The organism is Alteromonas sp. S167 (assembly GCF_036864375.1).
Lineage (GTDB): Bacteria > Pseudomonadota > Gammaproteobacteria > Enterobacterales > Alteromonadaceae > Alteromonas.
Map to the genome: position 1 here is coordinate 172,165 of NZ_JAZETR010000003.1, position 19,549 is coordinate 191,713.

The following is a 19,549-nucleotide window of genomic DNA, read 5'->3' on the forward strand; positions in this document are numbered from 1 at the left end:
ACATTTGATCATTGAGCGCGCTATCCGCATAATATTGCAAATAAAGAGATTGCAAACAAAAATCCAACGCGCCTATATTTTTTATTCATACATCACCGAGGTTAACGAACTAAACCTATGCTGAATTACATGCGCATATTGAAGTGGCGCTTACCGTTTATGTGCATAGCACTATTGTGCTTGTTGTTTACCTCGCACACCTCAGCAGATTGGCTTGACGACTATGCTGGCTATGTAAAAAAAGAAGCCACCAAATACAATGTTCCTGGATACGCCTTTGTGTTCTACGAGCAAGGAAAGGCGCCTCGCGTTTATGTGTATGGTAAAACGCGTAAACGCAATGGAAGCAGCATAACCAAAGACACGGTTTTCCGTTTAGCTTCTGTGTCTAAAACCTTCACCTCTATTCTTTCTGCAAAATTGGTAGAACAAAACCAATTGTCTTGGCAAACCCCTATTACAACGTTACTGCCGACTATTCCATTTACCGGTAAGGGTATGCAAAACCTTCAGCTTCAGCATATTGTTGGGCAATCAAGCGGCTTTATGCCAAACGCTTACGACAACCTTATTGAGGCAGACTATTCTCTAGAGCGCGTATTAACTTCGCTAGGTGAACTTGAACCTCTTTGTAGCCCCGGTGAATGTTATACCTATCAAAACGCACTCTTTGGGGCGCTGGAATACTACTTTAGCAACCACAACACCTCGTACTCAGCGCAGCTACACAGCCAACTTTTTGCACCGCTAGGCATGAAAACGGCCAGTGTGGGTAAAGGTGAGTTGCTAGCATCGTCGTCGTGGGCGCAGCCCCATATTGCAATTGCACGTAACAAGTGGCGCGAGGGCAAGGTTGAAAGCAATTATTATCGCTTCGCCCCAGCCGCCGGCGTTAATGCAAGCATTAGCGACATGACGGTTTATCTTCAAGCGTTGTTGGGCGAGTTTCCTACCATCGTATCACCGGAAATGATTGAATTTGTTACCACCGAGCGAGTGAAAACAAAGCGTGAAATCTATCGTCGAGGCTGGCGAGGCATGATTGACGATGCCTCTTACGGACTAGGTTGGCGCATTTACGATATTGATGGCGTTAAGCTGAATTATCACGGAGGCTGGGTAAAGGGCTACCGTGCTGATGTAGCCTTTTCGCCAGAGCATAAGGTGGGCTATGTAATGCTTATGAACGCCGAATCAAACATGATTAATAGCACCACAGCGCAGCTTTGGAAACGCTATTTCGAGAGCGTCGGCAAACAGTGAGTTTGCCGACTTAATCAATCAATTTTGCTTTAAGTAGGTATACCCGTTTAGGCACTTTTCATAAAAGTCTGTCCAGCGTACACCCTCACGAGGATTTAGCTTTCCGTCCCAAACTTGCTTATCAATCAAACGTTTTACGTCTGATGCCATAGCACGCGGGTTATACTGCATTACGTTCAGTACGTCTTCTACCGATGACCCCTTAACAACTTCTTCAATATAGAAATCTTCTGGGTCGTCGTCATAGCTGTAAATATGCACTTCGTTTAATCGACCAAACAAGTTGTGCATATCACCCATCACGTCTTGGTATGCGCCCGTTAAGAATAAGCCAACGTAGTATGGCTCGTCTTTCTTAAGTGGGTGCATAGGCAGCACGTCAGTAATTTCACGACCAATAGTGAACTGGTCAATTTTGCCGTCACTGTCACAGGTAATGTCAACAAGCGAGCAATTTACGGTAGGCTCTTCGTTCATGCGCGTTAGCGGCACAACCGGAAGAAGCTGGTCGATAGCCCACGTATCTGCCGCCGATTGGAAAATAGAGAAGTTACATAAGTACTGCGAAGATAAGCTGTAATCAAGCTCCTGAAGCTCTTCAGGTACGTACTCTTCGTTGCGATACCACTTTTGCAAACGCTCCATGATTTGCCAATAAAGCGTTTCAATTTTACCTAGCTCTTCAAGAGGCAACACGCGAAGCTTAAAAGCGTCTAACGCTTGCTCTTTATACTGCGATGCATCGTTATAAATTTCGTGCATGTTGGTTTGCTCGTCGAACGTGTCGGCAAGCTCACGCATATTTTTCAAGAAAATATGCTCGCCCTCTTTCGCAGACGTATCCATAGTCGCAGCATTAGACTTAATTTCACCAACAATTTCGGTAATAACACAACTGTGGTGTGCGGTAATAGCGCGGCCACTTTCACTCACAAGATGAGGATGCGGAACGCCTTCAAGGTCGCACATTTCTTTCATGCCATACACAACGTCAGCAACGTATTCTTGCATGCTGTAGTTACGCGATGACTCATTCGTAGAGTTACTACCGTCGTAGTCGATACCTAAACCACCACCTACATCTACATAGTCTAATGCAAAGCCCATTTTGTGAAGGTCAGCATAAATGCGAGCACCTTCAGTAATCGCTTCTTTTACTGCGCGAATATCGGTTAATTGGCTACCAATATGGAAGTGAAGCAGCTTCAAGCAGTGCGCCATGCCTTGTTCTTCAAGGTAGCGCGCTGCGTTAATAATTTCAGTAATGGTTAAGCCAAATTTAGCGCGTTCGCCACCTGAGCTTTCCCATTTTCCACGACCTTTTACCGTCATTTTAGAGCGCACGCCAATTATTGGGTCGATGCCCAACTCTTTCGACGTTTTCACCAATAGCAGTAATTCGGTGAACTTCTCAACAACTACAACAACCTTACGTCCTAGCTTTCTACCAAGTAGTGCTAGACGCATGACTTCATCGTCTTTGTAGCCGTTTAATATCGTTAGCGACTGTTCATTAGTATTCATTGCCAAAACAGTCAGCAACTCGGCTTTAGAGCCTGCTTCTAACCCGTAGTTGAAAGGCTTGCCCGCATCAACAATTTCTTCAACCACTTCGCGCATTTGGTTTACTTTAACGGGGTATACACCTTGATATTCACCTTGGTATTCGGCTTCTTCAATGGTGCTTCTAAACGCTTTGTTTAATCCTGCCACTTGCGAGCGCAGAATATCGTGAAAACGTACAACAACAGGAAACTGCACGCCTTCTTTTCGTATATCTTCGATTACCGAATTAAAGTCGATCTGGATACTTGGATCCTCTGGCACTGGAGTGATGTGAACGTTGCCATTTTCACCAACTTTGAAATAGCCGCCACCCCATTGAGACACGCCATAGACGCGCTCTGCTTCTTCGATGCTCCAATCTGACAATGTATTCACCTATTGTTAAGTGGGCTAAGTAATGCTTAGCATAGTATGTGCAAAAATAAGCAGCGTATTATAGACAACACAACATTTGTTGCGATGTAAAATATCGATTGTCGCGACTAATTTTGTTTATCGAAACGTATCGTTTTCAATCCACGAACGGATGTACGTCATAACCACTTCATCTACTAGCGTTTTGCTATGCGCCAAAAATATCTGCTCATCCCTAGTACGTGTTAACGAGAACCTTTGTTCGCTAAAAAATTTATTAGCAATGTGGTCGGCATCAGTGTCTTCATTCTCTAACCACACTTCGCTTAATTGGTTGCGTCTATCAAGTTTAATCGGCGCTTTCATTTGGTTGAAGGAATCTGATTTGGGTATTTGCCACGTGCGCATATCAACCAAAAGATGGAAGGGTCTTCCCCTGCGGCGTTTTAAGCTCTCTGATAGCTGAGCAAGGTATTGAATATTGGTAGCCATATCCCACTTACCGCGAAGTGTTACCAAGAGACAATTATGAAATTGCTCGATGTTAAAAGGGGCCGTTGGCATAAGTTGCTACATCTCTTCTTTTTCGTTGCTGTGCCGTTACCTGTCTATATGCGGCATTTCTACATGAACTTGGGGAGGTTAATGTTACAAAATCACATTCCCACAACAGACATACCATACTAGTAGCGATAGCGTGTTACTACAACCTTAGTAGATAGGTTTAATCTTATCTGTTTGTAAAACGCTTACGATTATAAAAAAAGCACAAAAAAAGGGGCTTTTGCCCCTTTTCATTGTGTGTGAAAAGTGAGTAAAGATTTAATCGTCACCAAATTCACGAATAATGCTGTTAATAGTGTCTTTTGCGTCACCTAACACCATGCGAGTGTTGTCTTTAAAGAACAGTGGATTATCCACCCCTGCAAAGCCTGCGTTTGCAGAGCGCTTCAACACAAATACCGTTTTAGCGCGGTGAGCTTCAATGACAGGCATACCGTAAATAGGGCTACCTTTCATTTCTTTTGCAGCTGGGTTAACCACATCGTTTGCGCCAATAACAATGACCACATCGTAATTTTCCATACGAGGGTTCACATCATCCATCTCGTATAACTGATCGTAAGGTACGTCGGCCTCGGCTAACAGTACATTCATGTGTCCCGGCATACGTCCGGCAACAGCGTGAATAGCGTAATCAACCGTACAGCCATTTTCTTCAAGTAACGACTGTAGTTCACGCACCGCATGCTGTGCTTGTGCTACCGCCATACCATAACCAGGTACAACCAATACCGCTTGAGCAGCTTCAAGCACATAAAATGCATCTTGTGCTGCCAGTACTTTAATTTCACCCTCAATTTTTTCGCCGGCTTCAACTGGCTTCGCAAAACCTGAAAGCAACACGTTCATTAACGAACGGTTCATGGCTTTACACATTATATTGGTCAGAATAAGGCCTGATGCCCCAACCAGTAAGCCTGTTACAATCAAAATAGTATTGCCTGTTGCTAATCCCGCAGCAGACGCTGCAACACCGGAATAACTATTTAATAAAGCAATAACTACCGGCATATCTGCACCACCAATAGAAATAGTTGCCCACAAGCCAAAACTTAAAGACAAGGCGATAGCACAGTAAATCCAGATATCGTTGCCAGGATCGGTTGCAAATAGATAACCCACGACTACCATGGCAATTAGATGGAGAATAGATAGTTCTCGAAGGCCAGTAAAAATGACGGCTTTAGAACTCATCTTACCCGATAGCTTACCCCATGCTACCACCGAGCCAGAGAAGGTAATACCACCCACCAAAATAGTGAAAAACAAGGTAACGAAAGTAAACGTGCTTTCTGTATTTAAGGTAAGCACATTCATACCAGCCAGCGTTGCCCAGCCAAGCAATAATGATGCTGCACCACCATAGCCATTAAACAGCGAGACCATTTCAGGCATGGCGGTCATTTCTACGGTTTTTGCCTTCCATGCACCAAAGGCGCCACCAAGCACGAAACCTAATAAAATATAGTGGTAACTAATAATTTGCTGGTCAAGCAGTGTAACAACCACTGCCACCAACATACCCAACGCCGACACAAAGTTACCTTTTTTGGCAGTATCGGGATGGCTAAGTAATTTAAGACCTGTAATAAATAGTGCCGCAGCAGCTACATACGCAAGGTTGATTATGGTTACGATATCACTCACTTGCGTACTCCTTATTTATCTTTCTTTTTGAACATGCTTAACATGCGGTCGGTTACCAAATAGCCACCTACTACGTTAATACTGGCCAGCGCAACCGCGGCAGTACCCAAAATGGTAGTAAGCAAATTGTTGTCGCTGCCCGATGCCACTAACGCGCCAACTAGCGTAATACCAGATATCGCATTAGAGCCAGACATAAGCGGCGTATGTAACGTTGCAGGCACCTTTCGAATTAACTCAAAACCCAAAAAAGCAGCCAGTAACACAATGAAAAGTAAGTAGATGATTTCCATGATTAAGCTCCTTTATAAGCATTAAGTAGCATGTCGTTTGTTATTTTGCCGTCATGCGTAATCACACAACCTGCAAGGATGTCGTCCTCTAAGTTCAACTCAAACGTTTTGCTTTCATCATTGAAGAACTCATCAACAAGGTTGTAGATGTTGTTGGCATACATATCGGTGGCTGCTTTTGCAACGTATTGACTCCAGTAGCCATTACCGATGATTTTCACTCCATTCACTTCAACGGTTTGCCCGGCTACCGAACCCTCAACGTTGCCGCCAGAAGTTGCAGCCATATCAACCACTACGCTACCCGGCTTCATTAGTGCCAGAGTGTCTTTTGAAATAAGCACCGGTGGTTTGCGGCCAAATAGCTGCGCGGTGGTGATAACAATGTCAGAATCGGCAATAGCATCACGCTGCGCTTCTTGCTGTTTTGCTTTTTGCTCGTCGGTCAGCTCTTTGGCATAACCATCTTTAGTTTGCCCGGTTTCACCAATATCTATTTTTAGAAACTTGCCACCTAGCGACTCTACCTGCTCTGCTACAACCGCACGCGTGTCGTAGGCAAGTACATTGGCACCCAAACGCTTCGCCGTAGCAATGGCTTGAAGGCCAGCAACGCCAGCACCAATAATAAATACTTTGGCAGGTTTTATGGTGCCAGAGGGCGTCATCATCATTGGCAAAATTGAAGGTAGTTGGTTTGCTGCCTGCATTACCATGACATAGCCTGCAAGGCTGGCCTGAGAACTTAATGCGTCCATTTTTTGCGCGCGAGACGAGCGCGGTATCATTTCAACAGAAATTGCTGTTAAGCCTTTTTGCGCAATATCTTCAATAAGCGACTGCTGAAAGAAAGGGTCGAGGTGGCCAACCACAACGGCCCCTTTTTTCATCAGCGCTAACTGATCGGTAGCCGGCTTATTTACTGCAACCAACATGTCTGCGGTTGATAGAGCATCATTCACATCATCAATAACAGACGCACCTGCATCTTCATATTGCTTATCTAGGTACCCAGAGGACTGACCAGCGCCTTTTTCAAGCAGTATCGTCGCCCCTTTCTTTACCAGCCGCTGCACACTACTTGGTGTAACTGCACAACGTTTTTCCACATTGTTTAGCGGATCTGGCGTCTTCGACTCATTGAGTATTATGATTTTCACACGCTTCTCCTATTGATTCATCTACCCCGAGAATGACACTCTTTGTTCACCCAAGAGCCATTTAATTCGCTTATACCTAGCATTACTTGGCGAAATTTAAATCAGAAATGGTTTAATTTTGGCTGTAATAATATTGCATTAGTAATGCCCTAATAGGCCATTACAGGTCAGTTTTCGCACTGCCCAACGCCAAAATAGCGTGGAACGCACATTGAGCTCTAGTATTGTTTACTTAAAAGACATAACTAATATTTATATAAGAGAGAGCATTGGTTTTAGAGAGGGTGTTTTGATTTGCGGTGTTTATTCTCAGCTCTCAGCAGAGGCGAACAAAAAACAAACAAACGTAAAGGTGAGAATAACGTTAAATGATTAAAGCCCGTAGTCTATTCTCAAAGACAATATCAATAAGATGTGATCGAATTTCATCCTTCTATCGTTAATTGGGTAACTGTTTATATATGAGATAACCAAGATGTTTGGCCTTTTTAAATCAAATCCCACCAAGAAACTGCGCAAGCAATACGATGCGTTACTAGAAAAAGCGATGCACGCTCAGCGCAATGGCGATATAAAAACTTATTCAATGCTTACAGCACAATCTGAAGAGCTTTGGAAAGAAATAGAACGTTTAGAAAACACAAAATAAAGCTTTACTCGCCCTTTGTACTTCATGCCCTTACAATAGCTCCCAAGTTGAGCAAGTGATTTTAGGGTAATTCTTTATGCAGCTTCGTTGCATCATCAAAAGTAGCGCACGCAAGTGCATCACATACCTTGGTATGATTACTGTCTGCATGTTTTCTTCAATGTCCGTTCAAGCCATAGAGGCGGGACAGTACTACTACTTTATTTCAGATAAATGTGTTGCAAAAGGCCCCCAAACACCTGAGGCCCGCGGCGCAGCAACGCCAGACATCATGTTGTTCGAAGTCATTCCCGCAGGCATAAGCGATTACTTTGTAAATATGAACACCAAAGCACTTATTCATTATGCTGAAGAGGGGCAAGTGTTCCTTTCATCACTTGAACAAGAGCAAGCATATACCGCAGGTAAGGGCGATATTAATACGCAGCTTAGCCACGCCAAAGACGGCAGCATTATTCATCATGACTTTATGCTGCAACGAGAAAGCATAGATTTTAAAACCTTTGTGGCAACGTTAAACGGCTTCTCACAGCTTCAAACTGACAAAGGCCATTATTTTAAAAAGATAGTGAGTCTAGGAAACGCCAAACCCGCTTACAAGGTAGTGACACGAGTACGACTAACCGATAACGGCATGGATAAACGCATGTTACTTAGCGACTATTCAACAAGCTTTTATCCGTTGAATAAAGAAGGCGTTGCTGAAGAAACTGCTTTTATCACCGTTGATCATAACAGTGCTATGCGCGCTACCATTCATGAAAAAAGCAATCCTTATGCGGTTTATGCTAAGCACTATGTTTGTGGCGAGAAATGGGAACCTGGAAACTAGCAAAGGTCAGCGCAGTTTTTTAACGCTTTTACCTACATTCACTTCGACACACACCAAAAGCGCTTCTACACTCATAACAAAGTGTTGTTTTGGTAACTTGCTCTGAAGAAAAGTCATTTTGTACCAAAGCGTATATATTCCTTGCGCTACACATTGTTTGTATTGCTCTCTTTTGCACTAGTGGCATTGATATTCACCGCCGCGGGCACCGTGTATTTTTTCAATAAACAGCACACCCTAACTACACAATTTCAATCGCTAAAACTTATTGCCAAAGACATTGCTTATCATGATGAAGTACTTACTATGTCGACGCTGGTTGCCACACTAGATGATGACCCAAGATGGCGAGAGCGATATATAAGATATGAAGTTACGCTTGATGAGCTACTAGTGAGAGCGAAGGCTACTGATCCCAAAATTGCACGCTTTTTTGAAGAGACGGCTCAAGCCAATGAACAATTAATTGCTATGGAGTCGCAGGCGTTTGAACTGGTCTCAGACAACAAACGCAGAGAAGCGCTAGCGCTACTTAAAAGCGATAAGTATCAGCAATACAAAGCCGCTTTTAGTAATGGACTAACCAATGCCATAAATGAAGTGTTGACCAACACCCAGTTTAAAATAGATGAAAACCAAGAAAAGCGCGGCTTTTACCTTATTATGTCGATGGTAATTGCGTTTTTCGTTGTGCTAGTGCTGTGGTATTTCCTTATTCGATACGTGCGCCTTACGGAAAAGGCGATAGTAGATATTGCCAAGTTAGATGAATTATCAGGGCTATTAAACCGCCGAGAGTTTAACCGTATTGTAGGTTACGAAATCAATCGCGCGTATCGTGAAAACAAAATTTTGATGCTGGTTATTCTAGATTTAGATGAGTTTAAAAAGTACAACGATAAATACGGTCACCCCGCAGGAGACAATGTTATAAGGGAGGTAGGGGAACTATTTCTTAGCTTCAGCAGAAGAACAAACGAATTTGCTTTTCGAACAGGCGGTGAAGAGTTTGCTATTGTAAGCACTTGTAGCAGCCGCCAAGAAGGTATTAAGTTTTGTAAGTCTCTGTGTGACGAGGTACGCAAACTCAATATCGAACATGCCAATAATCCACCGCGTTATAAAGTTACCGCTTCATGCGGTATTGCGTTTTCCACACAGGGCGAAAAGCCACTGTCTATGAACGAGGTATATTCTCGCGCCGACCAAGCGCTGTATAAAGCGAAACATGCGGGCAAGAATCAATGTGCTGTATTTGACGACGCTGAACCTGTTGACGCTACACAAAACACTGCACAAGATTCTTTGCAAAACTAACACTAGCGCAGCGTACTAATGAACAATTTGCGCTGTAGCTTCTTCAATTTGCGCGCTACTTCTAGCCTACTTACTGCGATACAAGGTTTTTATTAAGTGATAGCCAAATCGCGTTTTTACCGGCCCATGCACTTTTAACACGTCTTTTTTAAACACCACGTCATCGAACGCTTTAACCATTTGACCGCGACGAAATTCGCCTAAATCGCCTCCGCGTTTGCCAGATGGGCAAGTAGAGTGACGTTTTGCAAGCGTCGCAAAGTCTTTCCCTTTTTTTAATTGCTCCAAGATTGAAAGTGCTTCTTTTTCGGTTTTCACTAGGATATGAATAGCAGATGCAGTAGCCATAGGTCTTTTAGTCGTTTGCAGGTAATAAAGTAATTATATCGCACACCCTTCTGCAGAGTAACTAATTCTGGCGGCGCAAGCTCTTTTAAGTACAGCACTTAAATACTTCTTTTGAGCACAGCTTTTAGGCATCGCTTTCAAAGAAAGCAGCCCACCCATTTTTCACAATCGTTTACAAAACAAGCTTACTAATTAATACATTTTCCGTTAACGTAAAGGTTGGAGCTAAGTTTCAATAATATAAGCGCTTTTAAAAAACCTTGGATAACAAAAAAAATGAAACGATTTTTTAAATGGATAGGCACCGGCTTGCTGGTGGTGGTACTTGCTGGCGGTTCGTTTGCCGCTCACGAATGGTATGCAGATAAACCTTTTTACTTTAACAACCTACTAAACCGAGAAATGGTGAAGGTTGCCTTTGAGAGCCCTGAAACACTCACTTCACTAGGGTTTCTTGAATCGATGGGCATTAAAGGCCACAACGCTGAGCTAGACGACGCTAGTCTTGAAAAAGGCAAAGAAATGTTTACCAAAGCCCGTCGTATCCGCGATGCGGTAAATGCCTACAGCGACGAAGACTTGAGCAAAGATGAGCAACTATCAAAAGAAATTACGCTGTACTTGCTTGATTACCTTATTAGCAACGAGCCATTTCAATACCATAGCTATCCAGTAAACCAGCTATTTGGTGTACAAAACGGCTTTCCTAGCTTTATGGAAGCTCAACACCAAATTAAGGACGCTACAGACGTAGAAAATTACTTAAGCCGTTTGCGCGCAGTGGACGAAAAGTTTGCTCAAGTACTAGAAGGCTTAAAGCTACGTGAAGAAAAAGGCATTATTCCTCCGCGCTTTGTGATTGACCGCGTACTTGATGAAATGAACGGGTTTGTTTCGTCGCCGCTTGAAGACAACATTTTGTATAGCTCGCTTAAAGACAAAATGGCAAAGGTGGAAACACTTACCGCCGAGCAGCAAGATGCCTATTTAGCGCAAGCGCAAGAAGTAATTAATGACGATGTTGATCGCGCTTATCAGCTATTTATCGACTATTTTACCGCGCTTCAAGCTAAAGCTGGCAATGACCACGGTTACTGGCACTTGCCTGATGGCGATAAAGTGTATGCTAATGCACTTCGCTTTTTCACGACTACTGACATGACAGCCGACGAAATTCACAACCTTGGCTTAAAAGAAGTCGCAAGAATTCAGGGTGAAATGTTGGCCATACTTGCAGGCGAGGGCTACGACATAACGCAGGGCTTCTCGGCAGCCATGGATGCACTAACGGCAGACCCTTCACACTATTATGAAGACAGCGATGCCGGACGCGAGCAAATTCTGAAAGACTACCAAATTATTCTGGATGAAATTGACGCTGGCATTAGCGAAGCATTTAGAATTCGACCTGAAGCTGGCATGGAAGTAGTACGTATTCCCGAGTTCAAAGAAAAGACTGCGCCAGGTGCTTACTATCAGCAGCCAGCCATTGACGGCTCTCGCCCAGGCCGTTTCTTCGCAAACCTTTACGATATTAAAGCCACGCCCAAATACAGTATGCGTACACTGGCCTACCATGAAGGTATTCCAGGTCACCACTTCCAAATTGCAGTAGCAATGGAGTTAGAAGGCATGCCGTTTATTCGTAAAATGTCGCCTTTCACTGCTTACACCGAGGGCTGGGCACTGTATTCAGAGTACCTTGCGTGGGAAATGGGCTTTCAAGACAAGCCGCTTGATAACCTTGGCCGATTACAAGCCGAGCTATTCAGAGCAGTACGCCTAGTGGTAGATACAGGCATTCATGATAAGCGCTGGACCCGCGAAGAAGCCATTGAATATATGGTGGACAATACAGGTATGGCACTTAGCGACGTAACGGCAGAAATTGAGCGTTACATTGTAATGCCGGGACAAGCTACGTCTTATAAAGTGGGTATGATTAAGATTTTGGAAATTCGCGAGAAAGCCAAACAGGCATTAGGCGATAAATTCGACCTACGTGATTTCCACGACGTTGTACTTAAAAACGGCGCAGTACCGCTTGCCATACTTGAAGAATTGGTGGACGAGTATATTGCAGAAAAACAGGGCACATAGCCCTGTAACGCTCTAGATTTGTCACACAATCAAAAAAGGCGCTGCTCTATGAGCAGCGCCTTTCTTTTAAGCGTTAAGCTTGGGAGATGATTACATCATGCCGCCCATTCCGCCCATGCCGCCCATATCAGGCATTGCAGGCGCAGCTTCATCTTTAGGTAGCTCAGCTACCATTGCCTCAGTTGTGATCATTAGTGAAGCAATTGAAGATGCGAACTGTAGTGCAGAGCGCGTTACTTTAGTTGGGTCAAGGATACCCATTTCTAGCATGTCGCCGTAAGTGTCGTTACCTGCGTTGTAGCCGTAGTTACCTTCGCCGCCTTTAACTGCGTTGATAACAACAGACGCTTCAGCACCTGCGTTAGACGCGATTTGACGTAGAGGCGCTTCCATCGCACGTAGTGCAAGCTTGATACCTACTGTTTGGTCTTCGTTATCACCAGTTAGGTCAGCAAGTTTAGCTGCTGCGCGAACTAGAGCCACACCACCACCAGGTACTACACCTTCTTCAACCGCTGCGCGCGTTGCGTGTAGTGCATCTTCTACGCGGTCTTTCTTCTCTTTCATTTCAACTTCAGTTGCTGCACCAACTTTAATTACTGCAACACCGCCTGAAAGTTTAGCAAGACGCTCTTGAAGCTTTTCTTTGTCGTAGTCAGATGAAGACTCTTCAATTTGACCTTTGATTTGTGCACAACGGCCTTCAATCGCTTCTTGGTCGCCGTTACCGTCAACAACAGTAGTGTTGTCTTTGTTGATAACTACGCGCTTAGCAGTACCTAGGTCTTCAAGCTGAACTTTTTCAAGGTCTAGACCAATCTCTTCAGAGATTACTGTACCGCCAGTTAGGATAGCGATGTCTTGAAGCATTGCTTTACGACGGTCACCAAAACCTGGTGCTTTAACCGCTGCAACTTTAACAATACCGCGCATGTTGTTTACTACTAGTGTAGCAAGCGCTTCGCCTTCAACATCTTCAGCGATGATCATTAGCGGCTTACCAGCTTTCGCTACGCCTTCAAGGGTAGGAAGTAGTTCGCGGATGTTAGAAATCTTCTTGTCAACCAATAGGATGAACGGGTTGTCTAGTTCAACAGTGCCATTTTCTTGGTTGTTGATGAAGTATGGAGATAGGTAACCACGGTCGAACTGCATACCTTCAACAACGTCTAGTTCGTTTTGAAGTGCCTGACCTTCTTCAACAGTGATAACACCTTCTTTACCTACTTTTTCCATTGCTTGTGCAATGATATCGCCAACTTCTGAATCAGAGTTTGCAGAAATAGTACCTACTTGAGCGATAGACTTGCTGTCTGCACAGTCAGTAGAAAGGGCTTTAAGCTCTTCAACTGCTGCAATAACCGCTTTGTCGATACCACGCTTAAGGTCCATTGGGTTCATACCCGCTGCAACACTCTTAAGACCTTCAGTTACGATAGCTTGCGCTAGAACAGTTGCAGTAGTTGTACCGTCACCTGCTTCGTCGTTCGCTTTAGACGCAACTTCTTTTACCATCTGTGCGCCCATGTTCTCGAACTTGTCTTCAAGCTCGATTTCTTTCGCTACAGACACACCATCTTTAGTGATAGTTGGAGCGCCGAATGACTTATCTAGAACAACGTTACGTCCTTTTGGACCAAGTGTTACTTTAACTGCGTTGGCTAGTATGTTTACGCCTTTTAGCATTTTACTGCGAGCGTCATCACCAAAACGTACTTCTTTAGCTGCCATGATTCAATTCCTCTAAAATTCGTTTTAACGTTAGTTGTAATTACTCAACAATCGCTAGAATGTCGCTTTCGCTTAGGATAAGTACTTCTTCACCATCCAGCTTTTCTGTTTTAACGCCGTAACCGTCGTTGAAAATAACGGTGTCGCCAACTTTAACGTCTAGCGCTTTTACTTCACCGTTCTCAAGAATGCGACCGTTACCTACTGCGATCACTTCACCGCGTGTAGATTTTTCTGCTGCAGAACCAGTCAGAACGATACCGCCTGCAGATTTGCTTTCTTGCTCTGCGCGCTTAAGGATTACGCGGTCGTGTAAAGGACGAATTGCCATTTTCAAGTCTCCTGAAAATTCCACTATTCAAGTTTATGTGATTACCAACATTCAGACAGCCCGAATGTTGTGTGCCTGGGTTGCTCATTGCTGAGCAGTTAAAATCGTTTCTGCACGGAGAGATGGGGTAGTACCCAGACAACTTCAAGGGTTTTTTAGCAAAAAAATGTAAAAAATTTGGTTTTTACCGCTAAAACGATTTTGTTTAGCAACTTATTGTGGGTTCAACAAAGAAAATTGCCTGAAGTGAAGCGCATGAAAAGGCAGCTCTAAAACTGCCTTTTTGGCGGTGAACTTGTGTTCGACACTCAAGCTTTCAGAAGATGAAAGGCAAAGAAAACGCGCGCTATTTAAGTCGCTTATCAGGGTTGTTTGTCGTGTTGTCAGTAAACTCGCCCTCAAACACTTCGCCATTGTCGTTTTTTGACTGCGATGCATTAAACGGATTTTGCCCGAATGGATTATGCTGGTTGGTTTGATTAAACCCTGCTCCTGAGCCAAACCCCGCACCCATACCCGGTGCCACCACACGCATTTTCATATGTTTGCTAGCTTGTGCAGCAAGTAAGTGCCTTGAGCCCGGCAGTGCAAACATAAAACCGATGATGTCGGTAATAAAGCCTGGCGTTACCAGTAACACACCCGCCACGACTAACATTAAGCCTTCAACAAGTTCCTTGCCTGGCACTTCATTTCGCTGCATTTTGGCCTGCGCGGTTTGTAAGGTGCTAATACCTTCGCGTTTTACAAAGTACGCACCAATAAACGCCGTTAAAATGACCAAGCCAATGGTATTCCACCCGCCGATAATGTTTCCTACATTAACCAGCAGCGCAATTTCCAAAATGGGTAGTACGGCAAACAAAATAAATAAAAACCGCAAAATGCTTCCTCTCTTAAATATTCATAACCTGTTATAAGGGCTTTGAGCGTAATAACAAGAAAAGGTGCCACCTATTTCGGTTAATTGGCGCACACAAGCGACCGACAGCAACCGTGATATACTGCCGCTGTGAAAGAATAGTCATGTTATCTAGGTCTTGTTAGCAACAGCGTAGCCTATGTAAGTCAACGCGTCAGCCGCTGCTTTCATTCCGCGCTGATGGCGCCAAAAACAGGTAAAAAAGGTTTACTATGACCATAAAAGTTGTGCTTTGCACTGCACCAAGCGAAGAAGTAGCACACGATATTGCCAAGCAGCTAGTTGAAAGCAAGCTGGCAGCTTGTGTGAATATCATTAAAGGTGTGCAGTCGGTATACGCATGGGAAGGCAGTATACATACCGACACTGAATGCCAGCTTGTTATAAAAACCATTTCACAATATGTGCTTGAAGCATACGATAAAGTGAGCGAGTTACACCCGTATGACGTACCAGAATGGCTCGAGCTTAATGCCGAAGCCAGCCACAGCTACGGCACATGGCTACAACAGTATTTACAAAGCACCAAATAAAAAGACTACAAAAATGATCAACGCTTTACTTACCCACATTATTCCGAAACCCCGCCTTTCACGTTTATGGTGTATGTTTTTACTGCCATTTGCGTTACTGACATTAAGCTTTTCATCACAGGCACAGCTTAACGACGCGTTTAACGACCCATTTGCCGATGAACCGCAGTTTTTACCAGTAGATCAAGCTTTTATGCTGGACTACGCACAAAAAGGCGATGAACTTACCATTAGCTTTACTATTGCCGACGGTTACTATTTGTACCTCAAACAGTTTAAATACGTAGCGAAGCAGGCTGAAATTGGCACGCCCTCTTACCCTGAAGGGGTTACTATAGAAGACGAGTTTTATGGTAAGTCGGAAGTGTTCTACAACAATGTATCTATTACCGTTCCGATAAAAAGCGCGTCTAAAGATGGCGTTGTGAAAATTCGCTATCAAGGCTGTGCAGATGCAGGGTTGTGTTACCCCCCTACTGTCAAAGTAGTGTATTTAGAAGCACTGGTTAACGGGCAACAGAGCCAGAATCAAGAAACGCTAAATGATGCTGCTGAAGAACGTGTTGCAAGCCAACAATTCAACTTAGCCGAGCAGTTAATTAATAAAGATAACTTACCGCTTACGCTAGCGCTGTTTTTCGCACTAGGCGTTGGGCTAGCCTTTACGCCGTGCGTTTTCCCTATGTATCCCATTGTGTCGGGCATTGTAATTGGGCAAGGTAAACCTAAAACCACGTCGCATGCGTTCTGGCTTACCTTTGTTTATGTTCAAGGCATGGCCATTACCTACTCATTGCTAGGGCTAGTAGTAGCAGTAGCGGGGGCACAGTTTCAAGCTGCACTACAACACCCCATTGTACTTGCAGTATTCATTGTATTGTTTGTGACGTTAGCCGTTGCATTATTTGGTGGTTTTGAAATCCAGCTGCCCGCTAAATACCAAGAAAAGCTCACTCATATGAGTAACAACCAAACTCCCGGCAGTTTTGTTGGCGTGTTTGTCATGGGCGTATTGTCTGGGCTTATTGCGTCTCCTTGCACTACCGCACCGCTTACCGGCATTTTGTTATTTATTGCTCAAACGGGTGACATGACCCTTGGTTTTATTTCGCTATATCTATTAAGTATAGGGATGGGCCTACCGCTTATTTTATTTGGTATGACTGGCGGAAAACTACTTCCCAAAGCTGGCAACTGGATGAACGTAGTGAAAGTCACCTTTGGCTTTATGATGCTTGCCGTAGCTATCGTGTTTATTGAACGACTTTGGAACAGTGTATACACCGACTTTCTTTGGGCCGGTTTAAGCGCTGGTTTATTTGGTTACTACTGGGCCATTAATCGCGCGTCGCCAAACACCAAAATGAAATTAGTACGCGCCATTATTGTGGCCATGGGCGTTATGGGCAGTATTGGCTTAACGCACCAAGCCGGTATTAATGCAGGTTTATGGGGCGAGAAGCAAAGTCACCCTGAATTTGTGATAGCCAGAGACTTAAACGACCTTCGCCAGAAAATTAGTGAAGCAAACCGCGACGGTAAAACCGTGATGGTAGATCTTTACGCAGACTGGTGCGTTGCGTGTAAGGAATTTGAAAAGTATACGTTCCCCAATGCAAAAGTAGTTAGTGCACTTAGCAATACGGTGTGGATGCAGATGGATTTAACCGATAACACGCCCGAGCGACAGGAAATTTTCGATACCTTTAATGTACTAGGCTTGCCTACCATACTGTTTTTCAATCAGCAGGGCGAAGAACTTCAAAAAGCGCGAGTGACTGGCTTTATGAATGCAGAAGCCTTCGCAGATCACGTTAACGCATCGGTAAATGGGCACACTGCACCGTAAACCTATTGCAGCTTCACGAGGCTTTTTTGCGCCTCGTGGGGCATTGTTTGCTTTATTGGCAGGTTTACTAGCAGCTTTACTGGTATATTTATTGTTCCAACTGATAGCAGTTTCAGCTTCGGATGCAACGTTAGATAAACGAGCCCCCAAACAGAATGACCAGCCGCTTTCAGACAATTCGGACGAAGTAGAAAAGCAGTGCTTAAACCAAGGTAACAATCAAAATAACCCTTTAAATACCGAAGAAAGCCAAGAAGGTTGTTTTGACAACAATCGCTTTTGTTTTGAATTAACGCCATCAGTTAACAATGCTGATGTTTGGCAGTTAGCGCTTATAGGAAAAACAAACCTTCCTGTAGCGGTTACACTCTATTCCAAACAGCTTTATTTGAAACAAGCGGGCAATGGCAAAAAAGGGGAGCGCAAGAGCCATATCAGTACGTTTTTATCCTCGAACAGCACAGTATCACTCGGTTACATTGATGATGCAGACGCATTTTGGAAGACCATGCGTGTTAGGTGGACTGTTGGCACTATTAACGCACAACACGACAGTAATTTTGCCTACATGTCGCCTCTACAGCCAGCAAGTGAATACAGTATTGTGCAGGGGTTTAATGGCGCATTTAGCCACAGTGGGGCTTCTCGCTATGCCATCGACTTTGCAGCACCCGTAGGCACGCCAGTGCTCGCCGCAAGAGCAGGCACAGTAATAGACACAAAAGCCGATGGTAATAAGGGCGGTCCAACACCAGACTATGCCAGCCACGCTAATTATGTGGTGGTACTACATAGCGATGGCACTACCGGCGAATACTACCATTTACGCCACAAAGGTGTAGCGGTTGAGCGTGGGCAGTACGTGCAGCAGGGGCAACTTCTTGGCTATTCGGGCAACACCGGCTTCTCTTCGCTGCCACATTTGCACTTTGGCATCTATGTGGCGAAGTATCATGGGCGCTACATTAGCGTGCCATTTTCATTCAAAGACATCGCCATTAACTAGCGTGTGATGACCTGACCTATTGGAAGTCTTGTGCGTCAGCGTAAGGAATTTCAACACTGTCGCAATGCGCGAAAGCGTCGCGAAGAGCATCAACCGACAACACATTACCTTCGTATGCCCCAGCCTCTTCACACCCTTTGGCTAACACAATGGCATCGAAAGAAGGTTTGGTATCTATTTTGTGCACAAAAAGCCCAGCGGTTTGTAGTTTAGAAGGAAGTGAAACGCTAAACCAACTTGCTTCTTTGCCAGTGTGTTCTGACGCTTCGCCATCGGCAATGATTAACTGCTCGACCAACACTGGCGTAGCATATTTCACATTCACTTCTTTTTTACCGTTAAACAGCATGGGCTGCCCACCACGCTCAAAATGATCGGTGAAGAAACGGGTTTTCAACGTTGGCGTTTGTGACGTGGCAAGTTCATTTAAGTCGAACTGTTCTGGCAGGAGTGTCATTACTGCTTGTCCATCGCTTCGCTTGTTCTCGATAAGGTATTGCTGAATCTGTTGTTCAGCGCCTTTGTTGTAAAACGCCAACCTGTAAACAATTTGAAAGTCATGGGGCTGACGATACAACGGTAAATGACTGGCGAAAATAGCGCTGCCATCAGTAAACACCGCCATACCGTGATATCCAATGCGTGAATGTATGGCATGTTCTTTATGGCTATCCGCCAAAGAAAAAGGTGCTAATACAAAGAGGAATAGCATGAATAACAATTTCAACGATAACGAACGCACGGCAGAGCCCTTAATGATTGATAAACAGCGCAATGATACATGAACAAAGCACTTGATGTGCTTATACCTCTTTTGCGGTAGCGCAACGCCGCAAACGCATTTGTATACTTATCCTTACTTATGTTTAGTGTCCCTATCCTCAGGGTCTCTTTACCGTCTCTTCATTGATTCATGTTTATTCATACTGCTAGACACTGCGCAGAACCTCGCATCACTGGATGTAAACAAATAGTAAAAAGCAAAAAACTTTGCACCGAAAACACCTGATTAGACCAGTATTTTGCTGCGAAATCTTTTGCTATCTCTATAATCGGTATTTAACACAATAAACGAGCAAAAAAA

The 19,549-nt window shown here is 44.2% G+C and carries 18 protein-coding genes; 8 read left to right on the forward strand and 10 right to left on the reverse strand.

Annotation, left to right across the window (positions count from 1 at the left end; translation table 11 throughout):
• Nucleotides 1-117: 117 nt before the first annotated feature.
• Nucleotides 118-1,263, forward strand: coding sequence for a serine hydrolase domain-containing protein (locus tag V7R35_RS06705; RefSeq protein ID WP_334013958.1), 1,146 nt, complete (start codon nt 118-120; stop codon nt 1,261-1,263).
• An 18-nt stretch (nt 1,264-1,281) separates the two neighbouring features.
• On the opposite strand, the gene speA is transcribed toward V7R35_RS06705, so the two are convergent.
• The 5 genes from speA to V7R35_RS06730 all read right to left on the reverse strand — a co-directional run bounded on the left by speA (nt 1,282) and on the right by V7R35_RS06730 (nt 6,847).
• Entirely contained in the window at nt 1,282-3,195 is a 1,914-nt protein-coding gene (gene speA / locus V7R35_RS06710) for a biosynthetic arginine decarboxylase (RefSeq protein ID WP_334013959.1), read from the reverse strand.
• Between the two features lie 126 nt (nt 3,196-3,321).
• On the reverse strand, nt 3,322-3,747 hold the full coding sequence (locus V7R35_RS06715) for an arginine decarboxylase (protein WP_334013960.1): 426 nt from the start codon (nt 3,745-3,747) through the stop codon (nt 3,322-3,324).
• A 258-nt stretch (nt 3,748-4,005) separates the two neighbouring features.
• A complete protein-coding gene (locus V7R35_RS06720; protein ID WP_334013961.1) occupies nt 4,006-5,394 on the reverse strand; it encodes an NAD(P)(+) transhydrogenase (Re/Si-specific) subunit beta in 1,389 nt (462 codons plus the stop codon).
• Nucleotides 5,395-5,405: 11 nt separating this feature from the next.
• On the reverse strand, nt 5,406-5,687 hold the full coding sequence (locus V7R35_RS06725) for an NAD(P) transhydrogenase subunit alpha (RefSeq protein WP_334013962.1): 282 nt from the start codon (nt 5,685-5,687) through the stop codon (nt 5,406-5,408).
• Nucleotides 5,688-5,689: 2 nt separating this feature from the next.
• Nucleotides 5,690-6,847, reverse strand: coding sequence for an NAD(P) transhydrogenase subunit alpha (locus tag V7R35_RS06730; RefSeq protein WP_334013963.1), 1,158 nt, complete (start codon nt 6,845-6,847; stop codon nt 5,690-5,692).
• A gap of 475 nt (nt 6,848-7,322) precedes the next feature.
• On the opposite strand from V7R35_RS06730, the gene V7R35_RS06735 reads away from it, so the two are divergent.
• The 3 genes from V7R35_RS06735 (at nt 7,323) to V7R35_RS06745 (ending at nt 9,645) form a co-directional block, all read left to right on the forward strand.
• The gene (locus V7R35_RS06735) at nt 7,323-7,496 is read left to right on the forward strand and encodes a DUF6435 family protein (RefSeq protein WP_334013964.1); all 174 of its coding nucleotides are present in this window, start codon (nt 7,323-7,325) and stop codon (nt 7,494-7,496) included.
• Nucleotides 7,497-7,656: 160 nt separating this feature from the next.
• Nucleotides 7,657-8,328, forward strand: a complete 672-nt coding sequence (locus tag V7R35_RS06740; RefSeq protein ID WP_334013965.1) for a hypothetical protein — start codon at nt 7,657-7,659, stop codon at nt 8,326-8,328.
• A 141-nt stretch (nt 8,329-8,469) separates the two neighbouring features.
• Nucleotides 8,470-9,645 (forward strand): GGDEF domain-containing protein, encoded by a 1,176-nt coding sequence (locus tag V7R35_RS06745; protein WP_334013966.1) that lies wholly within the window; start codon nt 8,470-8,472, stop codon nt 9,643-9,645.
• Nucleotides 9,646-9,711: 66 nt separating this feature from the next.
• On the opposite strand, the gene ppiC is transcribed toward V7R35_RS06745, so the two are convergent.
• Entirely contained in the window at nt 9,712-9,993 is a 282-nt protein-coding gene (gene ppiC / locus V7R35_RS06750; RefSeq protein ID WP_334013968.1) for a peptidylprolyl isomerase PpiC, read from the reverse strand.
• A gap of 276 nt (nt 9,994-10,269) precedes the next feature.
• Here ppiC and V7R35_RS06755 point away from each other — a divergent pair, with 276 nt between their 5' ends.
• Nucleotides 10,270-12,093, forward strand: coding sequence for a DUF885 domain-containing protein (locus V7R35_RS06755; protein WP_334013969.1), 1,824 nt, complete (start codon nt 10,270-10,272; stop codon nt 12,091-12,093).
• A 90-nt stretch (nt 12,094-12,183) separates the two neighbouring features.
• Here the strand turns inward: V7R35_RS06755 and groL are convergent, their stop codons facing one another.
• The 3 genes from groL to V7R35_RS06770 all read right to left on the reverse strand — a co-directional run bounded on the left by groL (nt 12,184) and on the right by V7R35_RS06770 (nt 15,038).
• The gene (gene groL, locus V7R35_RS06760) at nt 12,184-13,824 is read right to left on the reverse strand and encodes a chaperonin GroEL (RefSeq protein ID WP_334013970.1); all 1,641 of its coding nucleotides are present in this window, start codon (nt 13,822-13,824) and stop codon (nt 12,184-12,186) included.
• Between the two features lie 40 nt (nt 13,825-13,864).
• Nucleotides 13,865-14,155 (reverse strand): co-chaperone GroES, encoded by a 291-nt coding sequence (locus V7R35_RS06765; RefSeq protein WP_012520088.1) that lies wholly within the window; start codon nt 14,153-14,155, stop codon nt 13,865-13,867.
• 346 nt (nt 14,156-14,501) lie between these two features.
• Entirely contained in the window at nt 14,502-15,038 is a 537-nt protein-coding gene (locus tag V7R35_RS06770; RefSeq protein WP_334013971.1) for an FxsA family protein, read from the reverse strand.
• A 251-nt stretch (nt 15,039-15,289) separates the two neighbouring features.
• On the opposite strand from V7R35_RS06770, the gene cutA reads away from it, so the two are divergent.
• Genes cutA through V7R35_RS06785 form a run of 3 tightly spaced genes read left to right on the forward strand, consistent with a single transcriptional unit; the run spans nt 15,290 to nt 18,465 of the window.
• On the forward strand, nt 15,290-15,610 hold the full coding sequence (gene cutA, locus V7R35_RS06775; protein WP_334013972.1) for a divalent-cation tolerance protein CutA: 321 nt from the start codon (nt 15,290-15,292) through the stop codon (nt 15,608-15,610).
• Between the two features lie 13 nt (nt 15,611-15,623).
• Nucleotides 15,624-17,459 carry a protein-disulfide reductase DsbD gene (locus V7R35_RS06780; protein WP_334013973.1) on the forward strand — a complete coding sequence of 612 codons (1,836 nt, stop codon included), beginning with the start codon at nt 15,624-15,626 and terminating at the stop codon, nt 17,457-17,459.
• Entirely contained in the window at nt 17,440-18,465 is a 1,026-nt protein-coding gene (locus V7R35_RS06785) for a M23 family metallopeptidase (protein ID WP_438823448.1), read from the forward strand. The genes V7R35_RS06780 and V7R35_RS06785 overlap by 20 nt, the downstream gene beginning before the upstream one ends.
• A gap of 16 nt (nt 18,466-18,481) precedes the next feature.
• Here V7R35_RS06785 and V7R35_RS06790 read toward each other — a convergent pair whose 3' ends face one another.
• Nucleotides 18,482-19,207 (reverse strand): hypothetical protein, encoded by a 726-nt coding sequence (locus V7R35_RS06790; protein WP_334013974.1) that lies wholly within the window; start codon nt 19,205-19,207, stop codon nt 18,482-18,484.
• Between the last annotated feature and the right edge of the window lie 342 nt (nt 19,208-19,549).

What these genes read in the sequence shown, in the direction of transcription:
- V7R35_RS06705 (WP_334013958.1), top strand. Translation starts at nt 118, where the DNA reads ATGCTGAATTACATGCGCATATTGAAGTGGCGCTTACCGTTTATGTGC.
- V7R35_RS06715 (WP_334013960.1), bottom strand. Translation starts at nt 3,747, where the DNA reads ATGCCAACGGCCCCTTTTAACATCGAGCAATTTCATAATTGTCTCTTG.
- V7R35_RS06725 (WP_334013962.1), bottom strand. Translation starts at nt 5,687, where the DNA reads ATGGAAATCATCTACTTACTTTTCATTGTGTTACTGGCTGCTTTTTTG.
- V7R35_RS06735 (WP_334013964.1), top strand. Translation starts at nt 7,323, where the DNA reads ATGTTTGGCCTTTTTAAATCAAATCCCACCAAGAAACTGCGCAAGCAA.
- V7R35_RS06740 (WP_334013965.1), top strand. Translation starts at nt 7,657, where the DNA reads ATGTCCGTTCAAGCCATAGAGGCGGGACAGTACTACTACTTTATTTCA.
- ppiC (WP_334013968.1), bottom strand. Translation starts at nt 9,993, where the DNA reads ATGGCTACTGCATCTGCTATTCATATCCTAGTGAAAACCGAAAAAGAA.
- V7R35_RS06755 (WP_334013969.1), top strand. Translation starts at nt 10,270, where the DNA reads ATGAAACGATTTTTTAAATGGATAGGCACCGGCTTGCTGGTGGTGGTA.
- groL (WP_334013970.1), bottom strand. Translation starts at nt 13,824, where the DNA reads ATGGCAGCTAAAGAAGTACGTTTTGGTGATGACGCTCGCAGTAAAATG.
- V7R35_RS06765 (WP_012520088.1), bottom strand. Translation starts at nt 14,155, where the DNA reads ATGGCAATTCGTCCTTTACACGACCGCGTAATCCTTAAGCGCGCAGAG.
- cutA (WP_334013972.1), top strand. Translation starts at nt 15,290, where the DNA reads ATGACCATAAAAGTTGTGCTTTGCACTGCACCAAGCGAAGAAGTAGCA.
- V7R35_RS06780 (WP_334013973.1), top strand. Translation starts at nt 15,624, where the DNA reads ATGATCAACGCTTTACTTACCCACATTATTCCGAAACCCCGCCTTTCA.
- V7R35_RS06785 (WP_438823448.1), top strand. Translation starts at nt 17,440, where the DNA reads ATGGGCACACTGCACCGTAAACCTATTGCAGCTTCACGAGGCTTTTTT.